General features: G+C 54.3%; 28 protein-coding genes and 1 pseudogene. 22 read left to right on the top strand and 7 right to left on the bottom strand.

Annotated elements, in window-relative coordinates; translation table 11 throughout:
• The first annotated feature begins 132 nt into the window (after nt 1-132).
• A pseudogene (locus tag LB462_RS25965) lies at nt 133-626 on the top strand (YciE/YciF ferroxidase family protein).
• A 67-nt stretch (nt 627-693) separates the two neighbouring features.
• Nucleotides 694-1,314, top strand: a complete 621-nt coding sequence (locus tag LB462_RS25960) for a cysteine hydrolase family protein (RefSeq protein WP_224514068.1) — start codon at nt 694-696, stop codon at nt 1,312-1,314.
• Between the two features lie 44 nt (nt 1,315-1,358).
• Here LB462_RS25960 and LB462_RS25955 read toward each other — a convergent pair whose 3' ends face one another.
• The 3 genes from LB462_RS25955 to LB462_RS25945 all read right to left on the bottom strand — a co-directional run bounded on the left by LB462_RS25955 (nt 1,359) and on the right by LB462_RS25945 (nt 3,775).
• Nucleotides 1,359-1,631 carry a hypothetical protein gene (locus tag LB462_RS25955; RefSeq protein ID WP_224514066.1) on the bottom strand — a complete coding sequence of 91 codons (273 nt, stop codon included), beginning with the start codon at nt 1,629-1,631 and terminating at the stop codon, nt 1,359-1,361.
• 145 nt (nt 1,632-1,776) lie between these two features.
• Nucleotides 1,777-2,808, bottom strand: coding sequence for a blue-light-activated histidine kinase (gene lov / locus LB462_RS25950; RefSeq protein WP_224514065.1), 1,032 nt, complete (start codon nt 2,806-2,808; stop codon nt 1,777-1,779).
• Between the two features lie 598 nt (nt 2,809-3,406).
• On the bottom strand, nt 3,407-3,775 hold the full coding sequence (locus LB462_RS25945) for a hypothetical protein (protein ID WP_224514063.1): 369 nt from the start codon (nt 3,773-3,775) through the stop codon (nt 3,407-3,409).
• A 321-nt stretch (nt 3,776-4,096) separates the two neighbouring features.
• Between LB462_RS25945 and LB462_RS25940 the strand changes: the two genes are divergently transcribed.
• From LB462_RS25940 to LB462_RS25930, 3 genes are all read left to right on the top strand, one after another.
• Nucleotides 4,097-4,624, top strand: coding sequence for a DUF4142 domain-containing protein (locus LB462_RS25940; protein ID WP_224514191.1), 528 nt, complete (start codon nt 4,097-4,099; stop codon nt 4,622-4,624).
• A gap of 277 nt (nt 4,625-4,901) precedes the next feature.
• Nucleotides 4,902-5,168, top strand: coding sequence for a hypothetical protein (locus LB462_RS25935; RefSeq protein ID WP_224514061.1), 267 nt, complete (start codon nt 4,902-4,904; stop codon nt 5,166-5,168).
• Between the two features lie 309 nt (nt 5,169-5,477).
• A complete protein-coding gene (locus LB462_RS25930; protein WP_224514059.1) occupies nt 5,478-6,455 on the top strand; it encodes a PAS domain S-box protein in 978 nt (325 codons plus the stop codon).
• Between the two features lie 140 nt (nt 6,456-6,595).
• On the opposite strand, the gene LB462_RS25925 is transcribed toward LB462_RS25930, so the two are convergent.
• A complete protein-coding gene (locus LB462_RS25925; RefSeq protein ID WP_224514057.1) occupies nt 6,596-6,982 on the bottom strand; it encodes a hypothetical protein in 387 nt (128 codons plus the stop codon).
• 302 nt (nt 6,983-7,284) lie between these two features.
• On the opposite strand from LB462_RS25925, the gene LB462_RS25920 reads away from it, so the two are divergent.
• From LB462_RS25920 to LB462_RS25885, 8 genes are all read left to right on the top strand, one after another.
• Complete coding sequence (locus LB462_RS25920) at nt 7,285-7,854, top strand: nutrient deprivation-induced protein (RefSeq protein ID WP_224514055.1); 570 nt, start codon at nt 7,285-7,287, stop codon at nt 7,852-7,854.
• Nucleotides 7,847-8,266: a phage holin family protein gene (locus LB462_RS25915; protein WP_224514053.1), complete on the top strand. Its 420-nt coding sequence runs from the start codon at nt 7,847-7,849 to the stop codon at nt 8,264-8,266. The genes LB462_RS25920 and LB462_RS25915 overlap by 8 nt, the downstream gene beginning before the upstream one ends.
• On the top strand, nt 8,263-9,243 hold the full coding sequence (locus LB462_RS25910) for a DUF3618 domain-containing protein (RefSeq protein ID WP_224514052.1): 981 nt from the start codon (nt 8,263-8,265) through the stop codon (nt 9,241-9,243). The genes LB462_RS25915 and LB462_RS25910 overlap by 4 nt, the downstream gene beginning before the upstream one ends.
• A gap of 14 nt (nt 9,244-9,257) precedes the next feature.
• Nucleotides 9,258-10,115, top strand: a complete 858-nt coding sequence (locus tag LB462_RS25905) for an SDR family oxidoreductase (RefSeq protein ID WP_224514050.1) — start codon at nt 9,258-9,260, stop codon at nt 10,113-10,115.
• A gap of 172 nt (nt 10,116-10,287) precedes the next feature.
• Complete coding sequence (locus tag LB462_RS25900) at nt 10,288-10,686, top strand: hypothetical protein (RefSeq protein WP_224514048.1); 399 nt, start codon at nt 10,288-10,290, stop codon at nt 10,684-10,686.
• A gap of 222 nt (nt 10,687-10,908) precedes the next feature.
• Nucleotides 10,909-11,097: a hypothetical protein gene (locus LB462_RS25895; protein WP_224514047.1), complete on the top strand. Its 189-nt coding sequence runs from the start codon at nt 10,909-10,911 to the stop codon at nt 11,095-11,097.
• A 93-nt stretch (nt 11,098-11,190) separates the two neighbouring features.
• On the top strand, nt 11,191-11,409 hold the full coding sequence (locus LB462_RS25890; protein WP_224514046.1) for a hypothetical protein: 219 nt from the start codon (nt 11,191-11,193) through the stop codon (nt 11,407-11,409).
• Nucleotides 11,410-12,444: 1,035 nt separating this feature from the next.
• Nucleotides 12,445-12,930 (top strand): pyridoxamine 5'-phosphate oxidase family protein, encoded by a 486-nt coding sequence (locus tag LB462_RS25885; protein ID WP_224514044.1) that lies wholly within the window; start codon nt 12,445-12,447, stop codon nt 12,928-12,930.
• A 99-nt stretch (nt 12,931-13,029) separates the two neighbouring features.
• On the opposite strand, the gene LB462_RS25880 is transcribed toward LB462_RS25885, so the two are convergent.
• Nucleotides 13,030-13,461, bottom strand: a complete 432-nt coding sequence (locus tag LB462_RS25880; RefSeq protein WP_224514042.1) for a hypothetical protein — start codon at nt 13,459-13,461, stop codon at nt 13,030-13,032.
• A gap of 684 nt (nt 13,462-14,145) precedes the next feature.
• Nucleotides 14,146-15,060, bottom strand: a complete 915-nt coding sequence (locus LB462_RS25875) for a hypothetical protein (RefSeq protein WP_224514040.1) — start codon at nt 15,058-15,060, stop codon at nt 14,146-14,148.
• 218 nt (nt 15,061-15,278) lie between these two features.
• Between LB462_RS25875 and LB462_RS25870 the strand changes: the two genes are divergently transcribed.
• From LB462_RS25870 to LB462_RS25845, 6 genes are all read left to right on the top strand, one after another.
• Nucleotides 15,279-15,827, top strand: coding sequence for a DNA-3-methyladenine glycosylase (locus LB462_RS25870; RefSeq protein ID WP_224514189.1), 549 nt, complete (start codon nt 15,279-15,281; stop codon nt 15,825-15,827).
• 270 nt (nt 15,828-16,097) lie between these two features.
• Nucleotides 16,098-16,550, top strand: a complete 453-nt coding sequence (locus LB462_RS25865) for a hypothetical protein (protein ID WP_224514038.1) — start codon at nt 16,098-16,100, stop codon at nt 16,548-16,550.
• A gap of 186 nt (nt 16,551-16,736) precedes the next feature.
• On the top strand, nt 16,737-17,078 hold the full coding sequence (locus LB462_RS25860) for a hypothetical protein (RefSeq protein WP_224514036.1): 342 nt from the start codon (nt 16,737-16,739) through the stop codon (nt 17,076-17,078).
• On the top strand, nt 17,075-17,317 hold the full coding sequence (locus LB462_RS25855) for a hypothetical protein (RefSeq protein WP_224514034.1): 243 nt from the start codon (nt 17,075-17,077) through the stop codon (nt 17,315-17,317). The genes LB462_RS25860 and LB462_RS25855 overlap by 4 nt, the downstream gene beginning before the upstream one ends.
• A 48-nt stretch (nt 17,318-17,365) precedes the next feature.
• Nucleotides 17,366-17,545, top strand: a complete 180-nt coding sequence (locus tag LB462_RS25850; protein ID WP_224514031.1) for a hypothetical protein — start codon at nt 17,366-17,368, stop codon at nt 17,543-17,545.
• A gap of 142 nt (nt 17,546-17,687) precedes the next feature.
• Nucleotides 17,688-17,888 (top strand): hypothetical protein, encoded by a 201-nt coding sequence (locus tag LB462_RS25845; RefSeq protein ID WP_224514029.1) that lies wholly within the window; start codon nt 17,688-17,690, stop codon nt 17,886-17,888.
• A gap of 152 nt (nt 17,889-18,040) precedes the next feature.
• Here LB462_RS25845 and LB462_RS25840 read toward each other — a convergent pair whose 3' ends face one another.
• Entirely contained in the window at nt 18,041-18,433 is a 393-nt protein-coding gene (locus LB462_RS25840; RefSeq protein WP_224514027.1) for a con-10 family general stress protein, read from the bottom strand.
• Between the two features lie 633 nt (nt 18,434-19,066).
• Here LB462_RS25840 and LB462_RS25835 point away from each other — a divergent pair.
• From LB462_RS25835 to LB462_RS25825, 3 genes are all read left to right on the top strand, one after another.
• Nucleotides 19,067-20,968 (top strand): hybrid sensor histidine kinase/response regulator, encoded by a 1,902-nt coding sequence (locus tag LB462_RS25835; protein WP_224514016.1) that lies wholly within the window; start codon nt 19,067-19,069, stop codon nt 20,966-20,968.
• A gap of 43 nt (nt 20,969-21,011) precedes the next feature.
• Nucleotides 21,012-21,731 carry a Crp/Fnr family transcriptional regulator gene (locus LB462_RS25830; RefSeq protein WP_224514014.1) on the top strand — a complete coding sequence of 240 codons (720 nt, stop codon included), beginning with the start codon at nt 21,012-21,014 and terminating at the stop codon, nt 21,729-21,731.
• 292 nt (nt 21,732-22,023) lie between these two features.
• Nucleotides 22,024-22,521, top strand: coding sequence for a YciE/YciF ferroxidase family protein (locus LB462_RS25825; RefSeq protein ID WP_224514003.1), 498 nt, complete (start codon nt 22,024-22,026; stop codon nt 22,519-22,521).
• Nucleotides 22,522-22,534 lie beyond the last annotated feature (13 nt).

The following is a 22,534-nucleotide window of genomic DNA, read 5'->3' as shown; positions in this document are numbered from 1 at the left end:
GGTTCGCCTGCCAGGGGGTCCGATCTGTCAACAGAAGCGTCCACGGGTGGACACAGAAGGACCTCGGGAACGCTCGCTCATTTCCTGCGTTTGGGACCTGTTATCACCGCCCGCTCAAGAGGAGACATCATTATGGCCGAAAAAACATTGGCAACTTTATTCCATGAAACGCTCAAAGACGTCTATTACGCAGAACGCAAGATTCTGAAGGCTCTTCCCAAGATGGCACGAGGCGCGACCTCGCCGAAGCTGAAGGCCGCTTTTGAGAAGCACCGCGATGAGACGGAGGCCCACGTGGAGCGTCTTCAACAGGTTTTTGACGTTCTGGGGAAGCCAGCCGTGGCAAGACCTGCGACGCCATAGAGGGAATCCTTGCCGAAGGAGATGAGATCCTTGAGGCTTTCAAAGGGCAGGCTGCCTTGGATGCGGGGCTTGTCTCAGCAGCGCAGGCGGTTGAACATTACGAGATAGCCCGCTACGGCACATTGGCACGCTGGGCAGGCGAACTCGGACTGAAGGACGCGCAAAAGCTTCTTCTCACCACCCTGCAGGAAGAGACCAAAACGGCCGAAGCTTTGACCGCTTTGGCCGAAGGCTCGCTTAATTCGGCCGCTAGGGCGGCGTGATTGAGATGAGAGCGCCGCAAAAAATGGCGCTCTGTTTGTTTTCGGAAAACAACGCACGAGAGGCATCATGGCCGAAGGACTAAGGTTCGGACCAATCGATAAACTGGCGAGCCATATCTGTGTCGACATGCAAGGCTTGTTCCAGGGACAAGGCCCATGGGCGATGCCGTGGTTCGACAAGGTGCTGCCAAACATTCACTTGCTCGTCGAGCGGGACCCTGATGCAACAATCTTCACGCGGTTCTTGCCCGCGAGAAATCTTAGCGAAGCTGGGGGAGCTTGGTTCCGCTACTATCAAAAATGGGAGGGACTCATGCTCGATCGCGTCGACCCGTCAAAGGTCGACATCGTCCCCGAGCTAAAGCGCTATGCACCACCGGCCGCGATCGTGGATAAGTCCGTCTACTCTCCCTGGTTTGGAGGCAACCTACCGACGCTTTTAAAAACCCGCGCCACCCACACGATTGTTGTAACAGGCGGCGAAACCGACGTCTGTGTGCTTTCAACCGTGCTCGGAGCGGTTGACTTTGGCTTCAGGGTGATTGTCGTTCATGACGCAGTGTGCAGTTCGTCCGATGCGGCTCATGATGCGATGCAGCTCTTCTACGGTCAACGGTTATCCCAGCAAGTCGAGACTGCTTCGACGGAAGAAGTGTTGGATAGCTGGGTTGCGCGCCGTCGTGTGTAAGCTGGCGAAGCAGCTTGATGGCGATTACGGCCGGCTGTTAGCAATCAATGGCGGTCGCTGTAAATGCATCCCACTGCGCGATTGTGAAGCGCGCCGTTGGTTGTCAGATATGGTTTCGAGAAATCCAAATCGCCGCGTCCTGCAATTAACGCGTTGTTCACTTGTCGCTTCAGCGCCGAGCTTTTCCGTGTCCCTTGCCAAATGATTGACATCATGCCGATGATTGCGCATATCGCCGGATGCGCAAGAGGAAGTACCGGGAGCCAAAAAACTTCGATCACAGGTTTTCCCGGAGCGTACCCATATTGCTGCATCATTCCCGGGCAAGCGTCCTGGCACCCTTCTTCGATTATCGCAACCGCCCGCAACGATGCTTCGCACACCCTCGTCAAAGAACCGTGCTTGGCTCTTCGGGGCGCTGAATGACAGCTCCGAAAATAGGGTCGGTGCGGCGAAAACCAATCAGCTTTTCATGGGTACGAGGATATCAACGACAACGCCGTCATCGGACCATTCTCGCTCAACCTTGCCAAGAAGCTGCTTTTCTATCATCGCACCGACCATGGCCGTACCAAAACCGGGCTGACGATCGGACGAGGGGGTACGGCCCCCGGTTTCTTCCCAACGAAGTTTGAAGCCGCCTTGTCCCGGTACTTCCTGCCAATGGATGTTCAACCGGCCCGACGGGGCACTCAGTGACCCGTGTACGGCCGCGTTGATGAGCAATTCATGCACGACAAGTGCCAAAGGTTGGACAATCATCGCCGGAACGAGAATCTCCGGTCCTTCCATCGAGACGCGTTCACTCGAGAAGGATTCCATTTGACGCTTGATGATCTCCCCAAGCTCAATCTCTTGCCAGCCGCGCTCGGCGAGCAGAACATGGGCATGCGACAAAGCCTGAATCCGCTGCTGAATGGATGCTGCATACAAGGCGGCATCGTCGGATCGGCTCAGCCTGACGATGCCTTCGACCACGGCCAATACATTCTTGGCGCGATGATCGACTTCCTTGAGCAGCCGATGTTCCGTTGCTTCAAGGTACTGGACCTTGCGGTATTCGGTGACGTCGAGCTGCGAGCCGAAGTAATAGAGCAATCGCCCGTCATCATCGCGTATTGGACTGAGATGCAGCTGGTTCCAAAACACCGAACCGTCCTTTCGATAGTTCAATAATTCTACGTTGGCTTCGCGTTCCTGAGACACCGCAAATCGAACTTCGGCAACTGCAGCGGGCGATGTCCCCGGTCCCTGAAGAAAGCGGCAATTTTGCCCGACCACCTCTTCGGCGCTGTAGCGTGTCAGCTCGAGGAAGGCTTGATTGGCAAGCACGATGGGGAAATCCAGCTGCCGGGCGTCGGTCACTACCATGGGCATGCGGGTACGCTCGAACGCGCTTGCGGCAAGCTCCTTGCGGTCCAGGTATCCTCGTTGCGAAGACGCCGCCGGGCGGTCACCATGCAGTTTCACGGATCGACGCTTGCTGTCGGACAATCTACGAACACCCTTCTATTAAAGCCAAAGCCAGAACGTTTTCCCACCCAAATGGTTTCCGGCGCCATGCAGTTGGCTGGACTACCGTCACTGAATTTGCCGCCGACGACTTTGACCCATTCAATGGCGCGTTTGGGAATGATTTTTGTTGCGCACGGGGAACGATTTCCCGGCCCTGAAGTTGGTGGTGGAATTCCTTTGGGACCGTTCTGATGTCAGACCATGATGATGACTTGAACAAGAGGAAACAGTTCCGTAATTTTAAGGAACAAGTGAGTATGCGCGAGTTTAGAGAAGCGTTGCGATTCCGATATAAGCTTCCGATCGCATCCGACCGGATGTTCGAAGATCTGTTGAGAAAATTGGATGAGGCGGCCAGGCACACGGATCAGAAACGTGGCTTTCGTCGGCCATGGCCGGGTATCAGGAAGTATCCACCAATGGCTCGTCACTGACTTGAGCTGAAGAGAACGAAGCTTCTCCGGCGATATCGCAAATTCCGCCACCGTGCTCAACATGTTCATCGACGTTCAAATTCGCCGCGTAGAGTTGTTGTCACCACTGTTTTGGTGCTCCTTTCGCCTTGTCTTTATCTTCCTTACGGCTGCGTGTTTGGCGGATTTTTTGTCTGGCTATCGCCGCCGGTCCCCGTTTGCGGTGTGGGATCCTTGTCTACCGCGGGATTCGCATTCGGCAGGTCTGGGGAAGGACTTGTAACGTCACCAGGCTGGGCATTTTGATTACCCGGGTTATTCTGCTGATTTGTTTGTGAGGCATTGTTATCGGTGCTCTCGCCATAAATTTCGGCGACACCCCAAGCCACTGCAGCTAAGAATAGCCCCCCGATCAACACCATCAGTATCGGTTTGCCAAGAAGACCCTGACGCGCCTCTCTGGCTGTTTCCCGGACCGGAGGTTGTGAATTTTTGTCCATCGCGTTCATCCTTTTCGTGTTGAAGGTGAACATGCTGGACGTTCGATGGTTCCACCGAGGCACAGCGTCTCTCTTGTTTTCGTGCCTATTTGCATCCGGAACGAAGAACGGCGCCTTATATTGCAGGACCTGAGACGGCCGACAAAACCGGAACAGGACCATGCTGTCGAACCGAGGATCATCAGCAGCCTTGGCAAAGCCACGCGCGAAGCGGTGTTGATCGGCACCGTGTTTCCGCGGTCCCGAGATGGAGACGACGAAGCCACCTCAGCAAAATGTATTCATCTGGGCTAGCGAGCGAGGAACATTGCAGCAATTAGGACGTTGGGTGGACAGAAAAACAGGAGAACCGCCATGAAACCATTTGCTATGACTGCGCTTGCTATCCTCTTGGCCGGCCCCGCCTTTGCCCAGTCGGCTACTGAAAAAACAGGAGTTAACTCTTTGATAGGCGTTGCACCTACGACAGAGGATTTCGTACTGAAGGCCGCGACGAGTGACATGTTCGAGATCGAGTCGAGCAAGCTTGCTCTCGAGCGTGCCGACGCCCCGACAAAAACGTTTGCGCAGCAGATGGTTGCAGATCATCAGAAAACAACCGATGAAATGAAACAGCTGGTTGATGGTGGCAAGGTCAAGGCCGCACTTCCGACCTCCATGACCGAAGCGCAGCAGGAAACGCTCGACAAACTAAAGGGTTTGCAGGGTGCGGATTTTACCGAACAATATCATGCGGACCAGGTGTCCGCTCACAAGGATGCGGTTGATCTCTTCAAACGGTATGGCGACGAGGGCGAGAACGCTGACCTGAAGGCCTGGGCCGCAAAAACTCGTCCAGCTTTGGAACACCATCTGATGATGGCTGAGGATTTAAACAAGTAGAGTTTGGTCACAAGCTGCCCTGCAAAAGGAGGTAATAGGCCAAAATACCTGGGAAAGACGAGGTAAAGAGTTCACCGCAAGCGGATGCCAAGGGGCAGTATGCCCGCATCAGGCATGGCCCGACAGATGATGGTATGGCAAGTGCAAACCCCCGAGTGCTGTCCGGTAAATCTGGCGGTGATGCCACTTTCAAGAACGATGCGAAAGAGAATGAACGCGATAGGCGAGCACCCGCCAAGTAGTTGCAGGCCGCAAAGTAACAGCGAGGAAAGAGAGGATGACCGACAGCAAAACGACAACTGATCACAAGACGATCCAGCGCTGTGCGGAAGAGCGAAAGGGCGTTCCATCTAAAGTCGCGGAAAGCGGAGAAGGCGGTATCCTGCGTATTGATTTCGGTGAGCCGGAAGAAGGTCTAGAGAAGATTTCGTGGAACGACTTTTTCCAGGTTTTTGACGAACGAAAGCTGGCTTTCCTTTATCAGGACAAGACTGCGGATGGAAAAATGAGCCGCTTTAACAAATTCATCTCCAAGGATCAGTGACAGGCCTGAGTTGGCTCTGAGCTTCGTTCGGAACTATTGGAAAAACGCGGTTCATCTTTGCCTGACAGCTTGTTCTTCGCGGGCCATTGTGTTCCGACAACATAAACATCCGCAGGTGTGGTCTCTCGACCGGGAGGCCAAAGTGGAATAGTGGGATAAACAGGGTGATGCTCAGCGCTTACTCTAGAGACAGGTTTGGCGATATTTTGCATGAGTGACCTCGTCCGGACCACATCATTTTGCGTTGAAGTTTTTCTGTTCCACATTTAGGTTCCTCGGGAACTGTCAAGTCGTTAAGGATGCTGCCTAATGACGAACAGAGGTATCGCGGAAATGGTTCTCGAGAGCGCGATCGATTACGCCATTATCACTGCTGACCTTTCCGGCAATGTCACCTCGTGGAGCACCGGCGCTGAGAATATCTTTGGCTGGACCGAGGATGAGGTGTTGGGACTGCCCGCCGATATCATCTTCACGAGCGATGACCGTGCGCACAATATTCCCGGCAAAGAACTGGCAAACGCGCTGCAAAACGGCCGAGCGACTGATGAGCGTTGGCATGTGCGCAAGGATGGCTCCAGGTTTTGGGCAAGCGGTGAAATGCTGCGACTTCACGACGACGGTGCCGCAGAAGGCTTTCTCAAGATCGTTCGCGACCGAACGCAGCAAAAGCGGGCGGAGGAGCTACAGTCGATGTTGAGTCAGGAACTGAGCCATCGGTTGAAGAACCAGCTGGCAATGGTCCAGGGCATCGTCAATCAGTCTCTACGCCGAGCGGATAATATCGAGGCCGCCCGCCTTTCGATCAGCCAGCGTCTTGGAGTTCTGGGACGAGCGCACGACTTGTTATTGACTGGATATGGCGAACGGATCGCAGTTCGTACCTTGATCGAAAGGGCGATCAATCTCGATCAGGACGGGCGCGGCAGTCAGTTCAGTCTCAACGGACCCGAGATACAGGTGGGTCCCCAGTCGGCGTTGTCCTTGGCGATGCTGCTGCACGAACTCACAACCAATGCCTTCAAGTATGGCGCTCTTTCTACCTCGCAAGGCCAGATATCCGTTGTATGGGGGATCGCGGAAATGAATGAGGAACCGGCATTCAAACTTGATTGGAGGGAAACGAACGGGCCGCCGGTTGTGGAACCCACCGTCGAGGGTCTGGGCACCAGGCTGGTAAAAAGCGGTATCGCAGGCACGCCGAACCAGGTCGATTTGGAGTATGCCATTGAGGGGTTAAGATGTACGGTATTGGCGCAGCTTGAAGGATTCCAGGCCGATCCGTAGGTGTTGCGTCTTCGCGTCAGTAACCGGTGTCCGCCGCATCCTCATTCGCACGAGACAATCAATGTCAGGTCAGCAAGGAGCAGATCGGTAGATAGCGCATTCCCGGCATAGGTGATGCATGGGAGCTGCTGCCTGCTCGCCTAAGGCTTGAGAATGCCTTCGCCCTCGAGCCCGACAATATTGGCGTCGTCGTCCTGCTCCTCAAGGAGCGGGTTTTTTGGGGCAAGCGGCCCTTCCGGCTGATCAGGAGTGGTTGAGAAATCCGTTCCCGAGGAGCTCGCCATTTGAGCACTTGGAGATTTCTGTCGTTCCCCGGCATCATACGGAGGCAAATCCCCTCGCACCCCGCTTTCGTCTATTTGGTCGAGCAAACGCTCTGCCTGACGAATAAGCTCGTCTTCGCCGACACCGACAGAATTCGCCTCGGACAGATCAACCGAAGCCCGTTTTCCATCCTCGTAGACAAACTCGACGGTATGGCCGCCACCGCCTTCACGAGCAGTAATATGTCTTTTTATGATCCTCATGAAAAGGCATCCTCCGTTATCTGCAATCAACCATCGCTCAGGACTTTTGTTCCAGCGATTGTGAATCGCGGCGGGCGTCGCCGAAATGTGAATGGACAGTCGCTCATTCGCGTTGGACAGAAGCTCTCGCCCAGCCTCTTCCAGCGAACCCGAAAACCGTGCTCCGATGACGATCATTCGAAACGGCCACGTCACTCGTCTTAATTTCAAAAATCCAAACAACGACCGGGAACTTTTACCTCCATCTAAAGTTCGTGATGCAATTCAACATCGCGTACCAACCGCGGCGACTGGAGGGAACGATGCAAGACCATTCTCAAAAAGAGACGAGATCTCGATCTGGTGCGTCTGCTCATGGCGATCAGCCGGATGCTATTTCCGGGACTATAGAAACCAAGCCATCATTTGGTGATCTGAGGCGCAAAGCCTCCGATGATTTTGGCACCGTAAAAGACAAGGCCAAAGAGCAGCTGCAGGAAGCTTCCGGCAAAGTCGAGGAAGTCGCATCCAAGCAAAAGAATATTGCAGCCCGCTATGCTGCCTCGATCGGGACAGCCTTGGAAAAGGTCGGCGCAGAGATGCAATCCGGAGAAGACGCACAGGTAGGCCAGTATGCCAGGGAACTCGGCTCGACGGTTAAATCCTATGCAAAGGATATTGAGGACCGTGAACTCAGAGAAGTTGCAAATATGGCGGGGGATTTCGGTCGGCGGCAACCGTTGGCCTTTCTTGGGGTCGCGGCACTCGCCGGACTTGCAGCAAGCCGCTTTTTGACAACCTCTGCCCACAGACGCCCGACCGGGGAATCGACGGCCAATCCCACCGAGGCGCGTAGCCAAAGTGATCAATGGAGGAGAAACGTAAATGACTGACGTCAACGAGAGCAGGCCGTTGCCTGAGCTAGTCCGTGGGCTGATCACAGATGTCACTGGACTGGTCCGCAAGGAACTGAATCTTGCCAAGACGGAGGCATCCGAAAGTTTCACCAGGGCACTGGGTGGGATCGAGATACTGGCTGCTGGAGTGGTATTTGCGATTGGCGCGCTTGGCGTTCTGCTGAGTGCGCTCGTAACCGGACTGACCACCATCCTCGTCTCGCAAGGTTTCACTGAACCAAGTGCGAACGCCCTCTCGGCGCTCGTCGTCGCCACCGTAATCGGAGTCATTGCATGGGCGTTAATATCCAAAGGCATTTCCGCTCTGCGTGGCAGCAACTGGAAAATGGAGCGCACCACTACTTCACTCGGCAATGACGCCAATGTCATCAAGGAGAAAATGTCATGACCCTGACTGCCGACAAACCCAATGCAGCCGAGATCCAGCGAGACATCGAAAGCGATCGTCGTCGCATTGAAGAGCGAATTGACGCCATCCAGGAAAAGATGTCTCCGGGGCAACTGATCGATGAAGTGCTTGGCTACGTAAAGAGCAGCGGTGGTGGGGAATATGCTGCCAACTTGGGTAGCGCTATCAAGGCAAACCCGATCCCCATGGCTCTAATGGGAGTGAGTTTAGCTTGGCTAATGACTGGGCAAAACAATCAGTGGACAAACGCCGATAAGGCTAGGGACTCGGATCTATATCCTCTGGCAACAATCACCGGCGAAGTCCGCCGTACCGGACCGATACAAGAAGAAGGAGGTATGTCCTACAGCCACTTTGCCGACGCGGCTGGCAACCGTTTCAAAGCTCTGACCGATACAGTAGGCAAACGCGCCGGCTATTTCATTGACGAGAGCGGCAGAAGCTACCGCGGTTTTGCAGATGCGGCTGGAAATCGTGTTACAAGCATCAGGGACGAAGCTGGCGCAATGCTGGATGATGCGTCCGGTTGGATCTCCGACACGTGGCAGCAAGTAAGTGACACGGCGCACGATCTTTCCGACAAGGTTGCCGACAAAGCCCGTCAATTCAGTCATACGTCTGCTTCCGCCGGTCGTGTGTTCCAAGATCAAACGACAAGGCTGAACGAGTCAATCCTGGCGCATTTCAGAGATCAGCCTTTGGTGGGTGGCGCTCTCGCCTTCGCCGTTGGAGCGGCGATCGGAGCGGCTCTCCCACCCACACAAGTTGAGGATTCTGTCGCGGGAGAGGCCGCGGAAAGTGTCAAAGACAGTATCTCCGATAAGGCAGAAGACATTCTCGACAAGGGCAAGGAGGCTGCGTCAGACATCTATGATCAGACTGCGGCCGTGGTCGACGACGCTTATGAAGCAGCAAGCGGGCGTATAAAGGATGCGACGTCAGCCGACCATAGTTGAAATGAGGTACTGAGATGTCTGACTTTCCAACTCCACCATTTCCGTCACAAGAACAACCCATTCCCGGCCACACAGGTTCGATGCGGCCTATTCCTGATCACGGGGAGTTATCCTATAAAGGTAGCAACCGTCTTAGGGACATGCGCGCTGTCATTACCGGCGGCGACAGTGGTATCGGCCGGGCTGTCGCTATCGCGTATGCGCGCGAGGGCGCAGACATGTTGATTGCTTATCTCAATGAAGACGAGGATGCCCGAGAAACGAAACGGCTCGTTGAAGAGGCGGGGCGAAAAGCGGTGCTCCTCGCAGGCGATATCCAGTCGCCCGAGCAGTGCCGTTTAATCATTGACCGCGCCATAAGCGAACTCGGCGGCATCGATATCCTCGTAAACAATGCTGCCCATCAAAAGACTTTCGAGAAAATAGAAGATATCTCTGACGAGGAGTGGGAGCTGACGTTTAAGGTCAACATTCACGCCATGTTCTACCTCACAAAGGCCGCCGTTCCGCACATGAGACCAGGCAGCGCTATCATCAACACGACGTCGATCAATGCCGACACCCCCAATCCTTCGCTGCTCGCATATGCGACGACTAAAGGTGCAATTCAGAACTTTACGGCCGGCCTGGCACAGCTTCTTGCCGAAAAGGGGATCCGTGCCAATTCGGTCGCACCGGGGCCGATTTGGACTCCCCTCATACCATCTACTATGCCAAAGGATGCGGTGGAAAGCTTCGGGAACCAGGTTCCGATGAAACGACCCGGGCAACCGGCTGAACTTGCAACTGCTTACGTGATGCTCGCGGATCCGCTATCTAGCTACGTATCCGGAGCTACAATCGCCGTAACAGGCGGCAAACCGATATTGTAACGTTCAACGTGCCCCTGGTTAAACAATAATGACCCTTCGTCGCATGGTAAGGTTCGATGAGGGATAGGCAGTAAAATGACAAAGGTCAGTTTTCGTTCACCGTTAGTCGAATCTCCATAAAGGAATTGATTTATCGACGCCGTTGGCCGCAAACGACAGGAACTTTTCCTTCATGAAACGGTTTCGTCGCAAGGCACCTATGGAGGAGATCGAGATGAAACCAATTGCTTCAATTTTTGTCGCGGCAGCCATTTCAGCAATGGCAATAACGTCCGCTATGGCCGATTGCCCGGACGCAGCGAAGAAAGACACCCAAGCGGGCATAGCGAAGGACGGCACGAAAGCCCCGATGCAGGACAGTGCGAATAGCACGACCCAAACAGGGGCGGCGAGTGTGGGCACCACGACAAGCTCCAGCACGGCAGCCAAAACGGAGCAAAAGTCCGGTGACACGATGCCCATGGCGGCCGACAAAAATCAGGCAACATCGCAGCAGGATGTCCAGGCCCAGCAGAAGGGCGACAAGACTGCTGCCGCTTCAGCCGATGCCGACAAGGATTGCAAAAGCTAAAGTTGGCATCCGTTGGACACGTAGACCATTACGCGTCCAACGGTGGACGCCCATAATCAGTTGCTTTGCGGCAGAGTCTGTGCCCTGCCTGCTTTGAGATGTGAGTACCCGCCTGCAGACAGCGAGGCACCCCCAAAAGCCACGCGGCGGCTAACGAGAGGTGGCGGAAGAAGGGCACAATCTAACCGTTGAGCCCAGCGAAGTAAGCGAGGAGGAAAGGCGATGGGTATCGAGCAAGCTCCAACAGAAAAAGGCAAGCAAGCCGCGCGCGGATTGAGAAAAAGCACCGCTGCCGATGAGAAAAAGGTCGAAGCGCAAAAAGGTTCTGACCTTGCCAAGGGTGCAGATCGTTTTGAGGAACGCTCGAAAAGCTCCGACGGCAAGAGCGCGGGAAAAAAGCAGGGCTTTTGACAGGCGAGTCCGAACTTTACCAATTCGGGCGCACGAGCTGATCGCCGAGACGGTGGAATGATTGAAGTTCCACGATTGTGGTGGAGATGAGTGATGCTGAAGGCTCTTGGTGCAGTTTTGGTGACTGCTGGCGTGCTCTATTCGGCTTGGTCAGCGCTCAGTGGTCGCAGGCTGAGCCGGCCGCCAGACAATCAAAACTCACCCTCCTTGGAACCTCGCGGGCAGGGGCTGAAGTTCCTCGGATTGACGAGAAACATTCCGGCGATAGTTCTGATTGTGGTTGGCGGCATCCTGCTGCTTTATGCTGACTGAATGCCCATCGGTCCTCAATCCCTACCGCTGGGACCCGAGGGGAAGTCTATCGGTGACAAGCCCTGCATGGAGCGGACCTTGTTCGCAGTCGTCACGGAAAGATTGGTCCACACGTCCGCTATTGATCCCGCGCCGTCCCTTAAGTCATCGTCGATATCGCTGGCGCTCTTCATTTGCTCCATGATCCGATCAAATGTCTGTGCGCGCCTTGCTCCACGACGCGGTAAAGCCCGCTAGCCTCGGCAACGCGCAAATCAGGGATTTCCAGAGTTTGTTTCACGTCGTCCGCGATCAGGTTCGCGAACTCCGCCTGCCTCTTGCAGTGTTGATATCCAATCGATGGTCATGATTTGCCGAGACCGGTTGCTCAGGGGCGGCTATGCCAAGCTCGTTTGAGAGTATAATCCAAATACCGGAACGAGATCCAAGGGTTCAAGGCGACTTTGTCCGCCTACCCTGGATGCTCCGACAATACCATTCCATTCCATGCGCTTGTCAAATCGAGACGTTGGCCAAGTTGGTATCCTGCGCCGATGCAGCAAAAATCGATGCCATGCCGCGGTGCGGAAACGTCGTTCCGGCTCGTTGGCACGCCTATGAGTCAGCTGGAGCGTTTGCCGAACACATAGGGAAATACGACGCCAAGCGCACGGAGGCGACGGATTTAGCTAATGCCTATATAAAAAACGACAGGTGAGGCCCGACGCGGGGTTCAATGGGCGGTGACACGCCGAGCCTCTGCCGAAGAGGTCCCCCGCTCTCCGACAGGCCCACGAACTCCGATAGCAAAATATTGTTCCGATCGATCCATTGCCAGGCACTTGGTGAGGCTTGTTCGGGAGTCCCGCTTTCTTGTCGTGCTCTGCAAACAATGTTCTCAAGCAGCCACAAATTCGGTTCTGATGCTGCGAAGAACGCAATAGAAATCTCCCAGCGCGACACTGGAACCTGCGTGCGCCATTCTTATCCGCTTAAACGGCAGGAACTTTTCTCGCTCCGGACAGTTTACAATCCGATTTCAGAAAGGATCGGAAGATGACAACCCCTCAAGAACTGCAGCAAAAATTCTGGAAAACGCTAAAATCTGACATGACAATGATGTTGGGTCTGGTGGGGGTGGAAGAGAGCCATACGCGACCTATGACAGCCCAGGTAGAGGGAGATCATGGACCCATCTTCTTCTTTACTTCGACGGAAAGCTCGCTTGTCCAAAACCTTGGAGAAAACAGCCGGGCCGTTGCGGCGTTCGCCGCAAAGGGCCACGATCTTTTTGCTTCCGTTCATGGATCGGTTGCTGTCCACAACGATCGCGCCACAATCGATCGACTGTGGAATACCTTTGTGGCGGCGTGGTACGAGCACGGAAAAGACGATCCCAAACTTGTTCTGCTGCGCTTCGAAGCGGACCGCGCTGAAATATGGTTGAACGGATCGAGTATTCTGGCAGGTATCAAAGTGCTTATCGGAGTCGATCCGAAGGCAGACTATAAGAAAGATGTGGCCGACGTCACTTTGAACTGATACCTCGGAAGTGCCCTACCACCCGTCGCGATATCATCGCGAGCTTTTTCCCCACAAAATGTCGAGAGCACACTCCTGGCTGCACTTATTCATCTGTGGCTATTTCGTCACAAAACTGCCCAAAGCAAGGATCGGTTCTGCAGGCAAAATGTTCGTAAGTGATTTGCCAAGAGCGCTGTTGGAAGATCTTTCCTCGCCGATCCAATGGAAGCTGTCGGCAGTGATCTCAGTGAAACGCCATCGAGCTTTCAGGCCACGCGAGTCGTCGCCGACCTGAACAATGTCCTTACTCTCGGCCCGTCCGATCTGACGCGAGTAATCTTGGTTGAGTGGGTCACTCCAGATGATATGCCAGCCGCCAATGCCTGGATCGAAGATGCGCAAAGTCGTACCATCCATGGTGGACGGAGCAGGTCGTTTTGGCCTGATCCGGATATCCTGGATGGCGCGACCTTCCAGCACCCAGCCGAAATGGATTTCTGCAGTCGATCCTTGGGTTGTGCCATCGTCGAGATAGCGGATGGTTTCCATTTCCCAGCTTCCGATTAACCAACCATATAGGTCCAATTCTTTCGCCCGGTCGGTTGGCGGAGCTTCGCATCCGAGAGCAGCGAGAAACAGAGATATCGTCATAGTCAAACGACCCTTTATTCTTTGCCAGCCAAGGGATGAGGTGTCTAGCACAGCCTTCCTGGCAGGCATCCGTCAGGAGACGCTCAGTATTCTTCGCCGTTACCTCCAAGGTTTAGAAATCCCGTCGGCATGATCGTCGTGCCGGTCTTCTCGCCGCGACATGACGCAATCATGTCGCTGTAGCTGGCCATGGTTGCTTGATCAGACTTAGCCAACAAAGGAACAAATCTTGGATGAGGTACGCCTCGAGTGCAGAATCATACCTTTGTCCGGTGGCACGAGATTGTCTTCTGGCTCCTTGAGCGGGTGCCAGTAACAAAGCCGGTATCGCAATTTTTTCTTCATGACGCTCGAAGATAATTGCGCGCAATGCTACACCGCCGCTCGTTGAGCAGAGCAGTGCTCCTTAAAAGCAGTGTTCTTACAGAGGCGTCGGAATCAATCAATCGCCATGTAATGAGCTTTTCCCAAGTGAATGGCGAGAGCACACTCCCGCCTTAACCGTATTCGTCTCTCATCCAACCTCGCGACGGAGCCATTCTGCTGTCCATTCGTGGGCGGAACGCAGATCATCTGAATTCGTCAGGTGACACGGGCCCTATCTGATGCCGACAGATAAAGTGTTTCGTCATCATCGCGCTGTCTACCACCAAGAGCTGCGGCAACGCTTGCGATAAACGCCCCGAGCAGCAATGAGAACGCTGCCATGAACGCCGCCGCGGCTGCGGCCTTTCTTGCACTGTCTGCTGCCTCGGCTGCCGATTTTTTTGCAGCATCCGCCCGTGCGAGAACGGCGTCTACGCGTGCCTTCGCATCCGCCTCGTTCAGGCCGCTGCGCGCCGCAACCAACTGGTCAAGGTACGTGCGATCTTCGGGAGGGAGCGTTCCGGTAGCTGCCGCGTTCAACAAAATGCGTGATACCTCTGCACTTGCATCCCCTGCGCGTTCGGGCGTTGCCGACGCAGGCGAGGCCGGCCGTAGCAAACTGTCTACGAAGTAGGAAACAGATGTATCGCTTGAGGTGGAGCTGGCGGCAGCGGTGGCGGCACTTGCGGCTTCGGAAGCGACGTTGGACGCTGCCTGCAAACCTGCATGGATTGTCGACGAAACAGCAGACCCGAGCACAGCGGCAACAAACAAAGTTGCGAGAGCCCATGCGACAAAGCCATGCGCAGTATCACGAAAGTAAACTTCGTTGGTATGGATGCCCGCCCATTTGGTCCTAAGGCGACCTGTTAAGTAACCACCGACTCCGGCGGATACCCATTGAACGAGGATCAACCAGATGGCGGTGGACACCGCAAATGTTGTGGCGGAGGAACTTTCGGAAGCCCACGGCGAAACCATTGTCAATCCGAAACCTGACCCCAGCAGGGTCAATAGCAATGTTACGGCTGCAGCCGTCACAGCACCCGCAAAAATCGGACCCCAACTGACGGCGCTCGCACTGGTCTCCACGGATGCATCAACATCCGTTTGCATATCGGTGAGGGACATTTTGCTCTCCTATCGCATGAACAGAAAGAGGAGCAGGATGATTGGAATCGGAACTCCGAGTAACCAAAGAAGAATGCCGCGACCCATGAAAACCTCCTGTAGATTGCTTTTTGTCGTTACAATATTGCGGAGGACACAAGGATGTTGGCCCGCCGCGATTCATAAAGGTACGCAAGACAAATTGGTTCCCTTCGAAACGAAAACAGAAAGATGCCACGATTGATGCCGAGTTTTTCCGCCGGGATGCTGAAGCGGTGGCTCGGGATTTGATTGGCATGTCGATGTTTGTCGGGGACATTGGTGGACGCATCGTGGAGACGGAAGCCTATTCCCAAGACGATCCAGCATCGCATAGTTTCAGGGGTCCAACGCCTGGAAACAAGACCATGTTTGGCGCGGCTGGACGCGCTTATGTCTACCGTTCTTACGGTATTCATTGGTGTCTGAACCTGGTTTGCATTCCCGGATCAGCCGTTCTGATCAGAGCGATCGAACCAACTCAGGGTATCGAGGCGATGCGGTCTCGGCGAGCCACGGACGATATCGGCCAACTGTGTTCGGGGCCTGGTAAAGTCGCACAAGCACTGGGCATCCAAAAATCGCATGACGGAATGTCGCTGCTAGAGTGGCCATTTTCATTCGCTCGCAGGCATGAACATGTCGAGGTTTGCAGTGGACTACGCATCGGCATCAGCCGGGCCGCCGAAACACCCTGGCGTTTCGGGCTACGCGGTTCTCGCTTTGTAAGCAAAAAGTTTCAGCTGTGAGGATATATTGGCCTTCGTCTCGTCTGGTTGCGGGATTTGTGAAGAGCCCTTGGTACGGCAGGGGACGCTGGTGTTAAATCAGTTGGTCCGGCGAGCACTCAAGGCATACGTGCAGAGAGCGGCGGTTTCACAGCCCCTCTTGATTGCTCAATCCTTGCTATCCCGGCCTGCGCCATGGGAGCGCTGCACCCAGCCTGCCAGAGGCCAGACCGGAACAATTCCGACATCATGGCGTTTGAGGTTGGAGGCAAACGCAGCAAGGGGCATGTGATGTCGAAAGATAACAAAGCCGATGGTGATGAGGCATTTGAGAGAAGTAGCGCCACAACCTTTGGCCGTTCCGTGGAAAGCCATGCGCAAGTTATGGACGCGGAGAGCCGTGCATCACCCTTGCCAGGAATGGGTGAGACGCTCCACCTTTATCGGCTAGTACCGACGGCACCCGCTGGCGATCCGCGCTGGCAAAACTCGCCCCATCAAGGCGAAGTGCTTGTCGCTGCCCGTACCACGGGCGACGCCAGAATTGTTGCTGCAGGGCGCGAACTCGACTTTATGGAAATCGACTCAGCGCCGGCTGACGATGTGACAACGATCAACGCGAGTGCTTTCAGAGACGATAAACTATACACTGTGATCGAAATTGAAACGGATAGAACCGATCTGGTACGCGGCGTTATAACGGGGTCAATCAGCGTGGACAATATCAAGCCAGTCCAGCTTTAACGGCATCGCGGTTATTGACGCGGCATGGATGGTCACGTGATCTAAGTGACCCTGACAGCTATCGCGAATTTCTCGTAAGAAGCGCGTGGGATGACCCGAGGCGTACTGTTGGAAAGCCTGCCAAACGCGGAAGAACAACCGCTGTTGCTCTGATCGGAGGATTGAGCCATGCCATGGAAAGTCAGGTTGCGCGACAAGGATTTCATTGGAAACGAAGGCTGGGATCCGGAGTCTGAATTTGAGGTCAGAGATGCTTTGACGGATACGCAGGAGCTTTCAGGTTCTGCAGAAATAATTATTCATGTGAAGGACGGATTTGTTGACGACGTGACCGTTCACGAATCCTCCGATCCCGACGAGTTCCCGTTCAATGGTGTCCACGGTCATCACCCTGAACTTGGTGAGGTATTCCTCTTCTCGGGCGTACCCAATGAAGGCGAAGGACAATTGATCGCGCTTTATAGCGCTAAAAACTTCGGAGCCCTCCCGCCATTCAACGACGAGAACTTTACGGGCAATGGCTCATGACGGTTCCCGGCCCGACGCGCACAAGAGACGACCCGGATCGCTTCGCTGACTGTCAGCGAGCAGTGGAAGACCGGATACTCGAATTGCTTGGTGACGCCCAGGTTGCAGGATGGACCAAGCAAGAGGTTCTCGCCGCGATGATTGAGGTTGCCGAGAATACCAATCTGGCGATGCATCAGAACGTGCTTTCGTCGGTCGAAAGGGAACTGCGCAAATTGATGAAGAGAAAAGATATTTGAAGCGATTGGAAGTTTGAAACAAATTGAATTGTTCAGAGTTTGAAAGCCATGGAAATTAAATGGCAAAAAACTCGCGTAGGACTAGAAGAGCAAGCGCAGGATTTCACTGCGACGAATCGTAGCGGAATCGATGTCGGTCGCGTTCATCGCATTGATGGCGGCCCGGAAAGTGGACTGTGGTGCTGGAAATTTTTACTCGCCATTCGCAGTTTCGGCTGGATGGAGTGAGCGGTGTTCAATCGTTGCGACAGCTAGCAGCCAGCCAAGTTCGAAAGACGTATGAACGATATCTCGAAACTCCCGGCAGTGATGGCGGAGGTTTGAGTCGCATACCGCTCAAGAAGACTGCAAATAACAATGGGAATCCGCCATGCCTATAATACCGCCCCAGGACGACCGTGATGATCTGGATTGCCAGGAGAGCTTGGAAGTTGAATTCCTGGCTCATGCCGGACCAGCATTGAAGCGGCTACTGGACGATGCTGTTTCGATCGGTTGGCCTGCCCATGAGGCGCGTAGGGCGATTGTGCAGCTAATCGATGTTCATTTGTCTACGGAACGCAAAGCTTAAATTGCGAGTGAGAGTCTCTCTCATTTGCGAAAGTTCCTGCAAAGCTGATTCCGCATTATTTGCACCACCGAAGGCTGTCCGGTTCGGGTATGGGCTTTTGACTACCCCTGAGCGCTGGGATGTGTCCCGGCCGCTCTCGAAGAGTTCAGCGTTTAGCTCTGTCCACCCTTGCGACCCGCTTCGCGAGCGCGTTCGGGATCGTCCGCGAAGTTTCCACCCTGCTGTCGGTCGTTTTGACCTTCTTCGGCGGTTCGTTGCTCACCTTCGTGGTTTCCACCGGACTGTTGATTGGATTCCCGGTTCCCGCCGACTTGCTGTCCGCCTTCTCGACCTGCCTCGGCTGACCTCTCCGGATTTTTAGAATTGCCTCCAGACTGCTCGCCACCGCTTCGACCAGCCTCCGCAGCGCGTTCCGGATCATTCTTGAAATTGCCTCCGGACTGCTTTCCGCCTTGGCCTGCGATCTCGCGCTGCTTGTCGTCATCCATAGATCCAAAGCCGCGATTCGAAGTATCCCCCTGCTGGTTACGTTCATTGTTCGCCATACTTTCCTCCTGTTGCTACTAAATTCCCCGTTATTCCCCGACCAAAAGCCAAAGCAAAATGTTCCTGATTCGTGTCGGACGGACTGTGCGTTAGCGGACATACTTTTGAGGTACATGTGTGCGCACCGCACTTGTGGTGCGTTAGAAAAGTTGCGGCTGAATTGGTCGCCGACGGAACTGAAATCTGGAATGTGCATTCGGCTTGTGTTTGGGAGGCATTGACCACTCCGCGACAGGGGCGCGGTAGACCCAAACGCCTATCCTGACACGCGGGTGTCCACATCTGACCTCAGTGTTCGCAAGGCATTGGCGAGAAAATCTCATCCAATATGCGAGAAATGCGAGAACGTTTTGCACGATACATGGTTCGAAGGTTGTAAAAAGGGCATAGACCTTTCTCGACATTGACTCGCCACCGGGAGGTGCCAATCTTGACAGTGAAGACAGTCAGCGACGAGCGGACCGACACGATCGTTTCACGCTATCGCTTTGAAAGCGGAAGTGTTGAATTTTGTTCTGCCGCAAGCTTGGCGGTAAGCGATTTTCATCAAAATCTGAGCGTGGCGGAACCTTGCAGATGAACTGTCGTTGTCAGGTGATCAATGGTTTACGGATAGGGCGAGAGGGAAATGAATGCAACGCAATGAGCGATCGCCGGATGCGGTGACAGACTACGCCATCTGCATGCTGGATGGCAGCGGTATTGTGACGGGATGGAGCCCTGGCGCGCAACGCATTATGGGTTATCGGGCAGAGGAAATCATCGGCGAGCATTTTTTGCGGTTTTATACGGAAGATGACAACGTCTCTGGTCTTCCTGTGAATACACTGGAGCGCGCAACCCGTGACGGCAAATTCGAAGGTGAAGGCTGGCGGATCAAGAAGGACGGTAGCCGTTTCTGGGCGCATGTCGTAATAGACCCCATCTACAGCAGGTCCGGAGGGGTAGTTGAATACGCGAACGTTACCCGAGATCTAACGGAACACAAGGCTTCGGACGAGGCGCTGAGATTGAGCGAGGAGCAGTTCAAGATACTCGTCCAGGGCGTCACTGACTATGCCATCTACATGCTCGATCTTCGGGGAAATGTCATAACCTGGAACACAGGTGCTCAACGCATCAAAGGCTACCCTCCTTCCGAGATCATTGGGCAGCATTTCTCTCGATTCTATACCCAGGAAGATTTGGATCTGGATCTGCCGAATAAGGCTTTAGAAACTGCCCTGGAACAAGGTCGATTTGAGAATGAGGGCTGGCGGGTTCGAAAGGACGGCACGCGCTTCTGGGCTAGCGTAATTATCGACGCCGTCAAAAACGAAACTGGCGAGCTTGTCGGCTTTGCCAAAGTTACCCGAGATGTAACCGACCGAAACCATAACCAACAAGAACTGGCAAGGGCCCGCGAAGCGCTGTTCCAATCCCAGAAAATGGAAACCATCGGGCAACTGACTGGAGGAGTTGCCCATGATTTCAACAATCTCCTGATGGCAATTCTTGGAAGCCTGGAACTTCTACGGAGAAGATTACCCGATGATCGCAAAACCTTGGCATTGCTGGATAACGCGATGCAGGGCGCGCAACGCGGAGCCACTCTTACCAAACGGATGCTGGCCTTCGCCAGAAGACAAAAGTTGCATCTTGAGCCCGTTGACGTCCCAGCTCTTGTGCGGGGCATGGCCGACCTCCTTGAGCGATCGCTCGGCTCGACAGTCGTGGTCGAGACGTTGTTTCCGTTGTCACTCGCCAAGGTCCAGACCGACCCCAATCAGCTTGAACTTGCGCTTCTCAACCTTGCGGTCAATGCGCGAGATGCAATGCCAAATGGCGGCACCATCTCGATTGCAGCCCGCACAGCAAAAATCACGGATGCTCACTCGGAGCTCTCGCCGGGCGACTACATCTGTCTCTCTGTGAACGATGAAGGTGAGGGTATGGATGACGAGACCCTCGGACGGTCCGTCGAGCCTTTTTTCACAACCAAAGGTGTTGGAAAGGGCACGGGGCTAGGTCTGTCGATGGTTCATGGCATAATGAAGCAGTCAGACGGTCAGCTCGTTCTTCAGAGTGAGATCGGCAAGGGAACAAGAGCGGAGCTCTGGTTGCCGGTTATACCAGAACCAATGACGACGGCCGCTCAGGATGATTCTTCGACGGTGGAGGATCTTGGTGCACCGCAATCCTTGACTATTTTGGCGGTGGACGATGATGCCTTGGTGCTGATGAACACAGTCGCCATGCTTGAAGAACTCGGTCATACGGTGATCGAAGCTGGTTCCGGTAGACGGGCACTCGAACTTCTACGGTCCCACAGCTGTATTGATCTTGTTTTGACCGACCAGGCAATGCCGAACATGACGGGAACCCAGCTCATCCGGGAAATCCAGGTAGGGTGGCCGGATATGCCCGTTATCCTGGCTACCGGCTACTCGGAATTGCCTGACGGTGCTGGCAAGGACATATCCCTACTGTCAAAGCCGTTTATGCAGAGCGAGCTCTCGCAAAAAGTCTCCGAAGTCATGCTCCAAAGTTCATAACTTGCAGGTCACGACCTGTAAGTCGTTCTTGGAAGGAAAGACTATGGCAAGCGATCAACTACCCCCGATACGCAATCATTTGTTATCGAGGTTGTCCGAGGAGGACAAAGCTTTACTGTTGCCTAAAATGCGGATCGTTCCGTTGAAGCTCGGACAGGAGATCGAGATCCCCGCACAAAAGCTTGAATGCGTCTATTTTCTTGAAAGCGGTATCGCCTCGATGATGGCGAGCTTGCCACGCAGTCGCGATCTGGAAGTCGGTCTATTCGGTAGAGATGGGATGTCCGGCTCTGCGCTTCTCCAATATGACGACCGCAGCGCATATCGCACTGTCGTTCAAATGAATGGAACCGCTTTTCGAATCGACGCATCCGATTTATTGGATGCAGTTCGCGCCAAGGAATCCATAAGAATATTGCTTACAAGATTTGCGCGTGCGCTTTCCATTCAGGTGGGGTCTACGGCGATTGCCAACGGGCATTCGAAACTGGAGGACCGGCTGGCCCGATGGGTTTTGCTCGCACATGACAGGGTGGACGGCGATAGCATGAGCTTTACACATGAACATCTTGCCCGCATGTTAGGCGTGAGACGATCGGGCGTTACGGTCGCTCTACACATCCTGGAGGGAAAGGGGCTCATCCGTTCCAGGAGATCGGAGATCATAGTTTTGGACCGCGAAGGCTTAATGGTGCTTGCGGACGGGGCATATGGTCTGGCCGAGGAAGAATCCGTTCGTCTGACTGGCTGGTCATTGCGGTAGTTAAGCGTTGCAGGGCCGAGCGGCTCCCGGGGTCAGACCAGTGCATCACACAAACCGATGAGGTTGGAGCGCTGACCGTTTGCAGTTGTCGGCGGAAAGGGCTTGATGTTTAAAATTCCGCTTGGTCGAGAAATTCGCAGGATTGGTAATTGCCACCTTCACCCTCATGGATTTCTCCACCGTCACCAAAATTCCCACTAATTTGTTATCGCCAAGCGGAACAATCGTCGTCTGGCGTGGTTCCTTGCTCACCCGCCACATTGGGCAGCGATAACAACCGGAGGACAAAAGCATGGTAACAAAAACATTGGACAATTTATTTCACGAGACCCTGAAGGATGTCTATTACGCCGAACGGAAAATTCTCAAAGCGCTACCAAAGATGGCCAGGGGCGCAGAATCGCCGGAGTTGAAGGCGGCTTTCGAGAAGCACCGTGATGAAACGGAAGTCCACGTCGAGCGCCTGCAGCAGGTTTTCGAGATATTCGGAAAGCGTGCACAAGGCAAAACCTGTGATGCGATTGAAGGCATCATCGCTGAAGGTGAAGACGTCCTGGAAGATTTCAAAGGCCAGCCGGCTCTTGATGCAGGATTGGTTTCGTCAGCTCAGGCAGTCGAACACTACGAAATGGCCCGGTACGGTACATTGGCTCGTTGGGCGGACGAATTGGGTATGAAAGACGCGACGGCACTTCTGGTGCAAACCCTCGAGGAAGAAATCGCCACCGATGCCGCGCTGACCAAGCTCGCCGAAAGCGGCGTTAACAGCAAAGCCCAAAAAGCAGCTTGATGTTCAGCCGTGC

The organism is Phyllobacterium chamaecytisi (assembly GCF_020164455.1).
In the GTDB taxonomy this organism is placed as follows: Bacteria; Pseudomonadota; Alphaproteobacteria; order Rhizobiales; family Rhizobiaceae; genus Phyllobacterium; species Phyllobacterium chamaecytisi.
The sequence above is the reverse complement of the archived record's forward strand: the minus strand, read 5'-3'. Positions and strand labels throughout refer to the sequence as shown.

Coding starts and splice junctions, on each gene's coding strand:
- LB462_RS25900 (WP_224514048.1), top strand. CDS start 10,288: ATGAAACGGTTTCGTCGCAAGGCACCTATGGAGGAGATCGAGATGAAA.
- LB462_RS25955 (WP_224514066.1), bottom strand. CDS start 1,631: ATGATGCAGCAATATGGGTACGCTCCGGGAAAACCTGTGATCGAAGTT.
- LB462_RS25825 (WP_224514003.1), top strand. CDS start 22,024: ATGGTAACAAAAACATTGGACAATTTATTTCACGAGACCCTGAAGGAT.
- LB462_RS25945 (WP_224514063.1), bottom strand. CDS start 3,775: ATGTTCACCTTCAACACGAAAAGGATGAACGCGATGGACAAAAATTCA.
- LB462_RS25840 (WP_224514027.1), bottom strand. CDS start 18,433: ATGGCGAACAATGAACGTAACCAGCAGGGGGATACTTCGAATCGCGGC.
- LB462_RS25890 (WP_224514046.1), top strand. CDS start 11,191: ATGCTGAAGGCTCTTGGTGCAGTTTTGGTGACTGCTGGCGTGCTCTAT.
- LB462_RS25925 (WP_224514057.1), bottom strand. CDS start 6,982: ATGAGGATCATAAAAAGACATATTACTGCTCGTGAAGGCGGTGGCGGC.
- LB462_RS25915 (WP_224514053.1), top strand. CDS start 7,847: ATGACTGACGTCAACGAGAGCAGGCCGTTGCCTGAGCTAGTCCGTGGG.
- LB462_RS25830 (WP_224514014.1), top strand. CDS start 21,012: ATGGCAAGCGATCAACTACCCCCGATACGCAATCATTTGTTATCGAGG.
- LB462_RS25920 (WP_224514055.1), top strand. CDS start 7,285: ATGCAAGACCATTCTCAAAAAGAGACGAGATCTCGATCTGGTGCGTCT.
- LB462_RS25835 (WP_224514016.1), top strand. CDS start 19,067: ATGCAACGCAATGAGCGATCGCCGGATGCGGTGACAGACTACGCCATC.
- LB462_RS25895 (WP_224514047.1), top strand. CDS start 10,909: ATGGGTATCGAGCAAGCTCCAACAGAAAAAGGCAAGCAAGCCGCGCGC.
- LB462_RS25940 (WP_224514191.1), top strand. CDS start 4,097: ATGAAACCATTTGCTATGACTGCGCTTGCTATCCTCTTGGCCGGCCCC.
- LB462_RS25885 (WP_224514044.1), top strand. CDS start 12,445: ATGACAACCCCTCAAGAACTGCAGCAAAAATTCTGGAAAACGCTAAAA.
- LB462_RS25930 (WP_224514059.1), top strand. CDS start 5,478: ATGACGAACAGAGGTATCGCGGAAATGGTTCTCGAGAGCGCGATCGAT.
- LB462_RS25910 (WP_224514052.1), top strand. CDS start 8,263: ATGACCCTGACTGCCGACAAACCCAATGCAGCCGAGATCCAGCGAGAC.
- LB462_RS25850 (WP_224514031.1), top strand. CDS start 17,366: ATGGAAATTAAATGGCAAAAAACTCGCGTAGGACTAGAAGAGCAAGCG.
- LB462_RS25875 (WP_224514040.1), bottom strand. CDS start 15,060: ATGTCCCTCACCGATATGCAAACGGATGTTGATGCATCCGTGGAGACC.
- LB462_RS25935 (WP_224514061.1), top strand. CDS start 4,902: ATGACCGACAGCAAAACGACAACTGATCACAAGACGATCCAGCGCTGT.
- LB462_RS25880 (WP_224514042.1), bottom strand. CDS start 13,461: ATGGAAACCATCCGCTATCTCGACGATGGCACAACCCAAGGATCGACT.
- LB462_RS25845 (WP_224514029.1), top strand. CDS start 17,688: ATGCCTATAATACCGCCCCAGGACGACCGTGATGATCTGGATTGCCAG.
- LB462_RS25905 (WP_224514050.1), top strand. CDS start 9,258: ATGTCTGACTTTCCAACTCCACCATTTCCGTCACAAGAACAACCCATT.
- LB462_RS25855 (WP_224514034.1), top strand. CDS start 17,075: ATGACGGTTCCCGGCCCGACGCGCACAAGAGACGACCCGGATCGCTTC.
- LB462_RS25865 (WP_224514038.1), top strand. CDS start 16,098: ATGTCGAAAGATAACAAAGCCGATGGTGATGAGGCATTTGAGAGAAGT.
- LB462_RS25960 (WP_224514068.1), top strand. CDS start 694: ATGGCCGAAGGACTAAGGTTCGGACCAATCGATAAACTGGCGAGCCAT.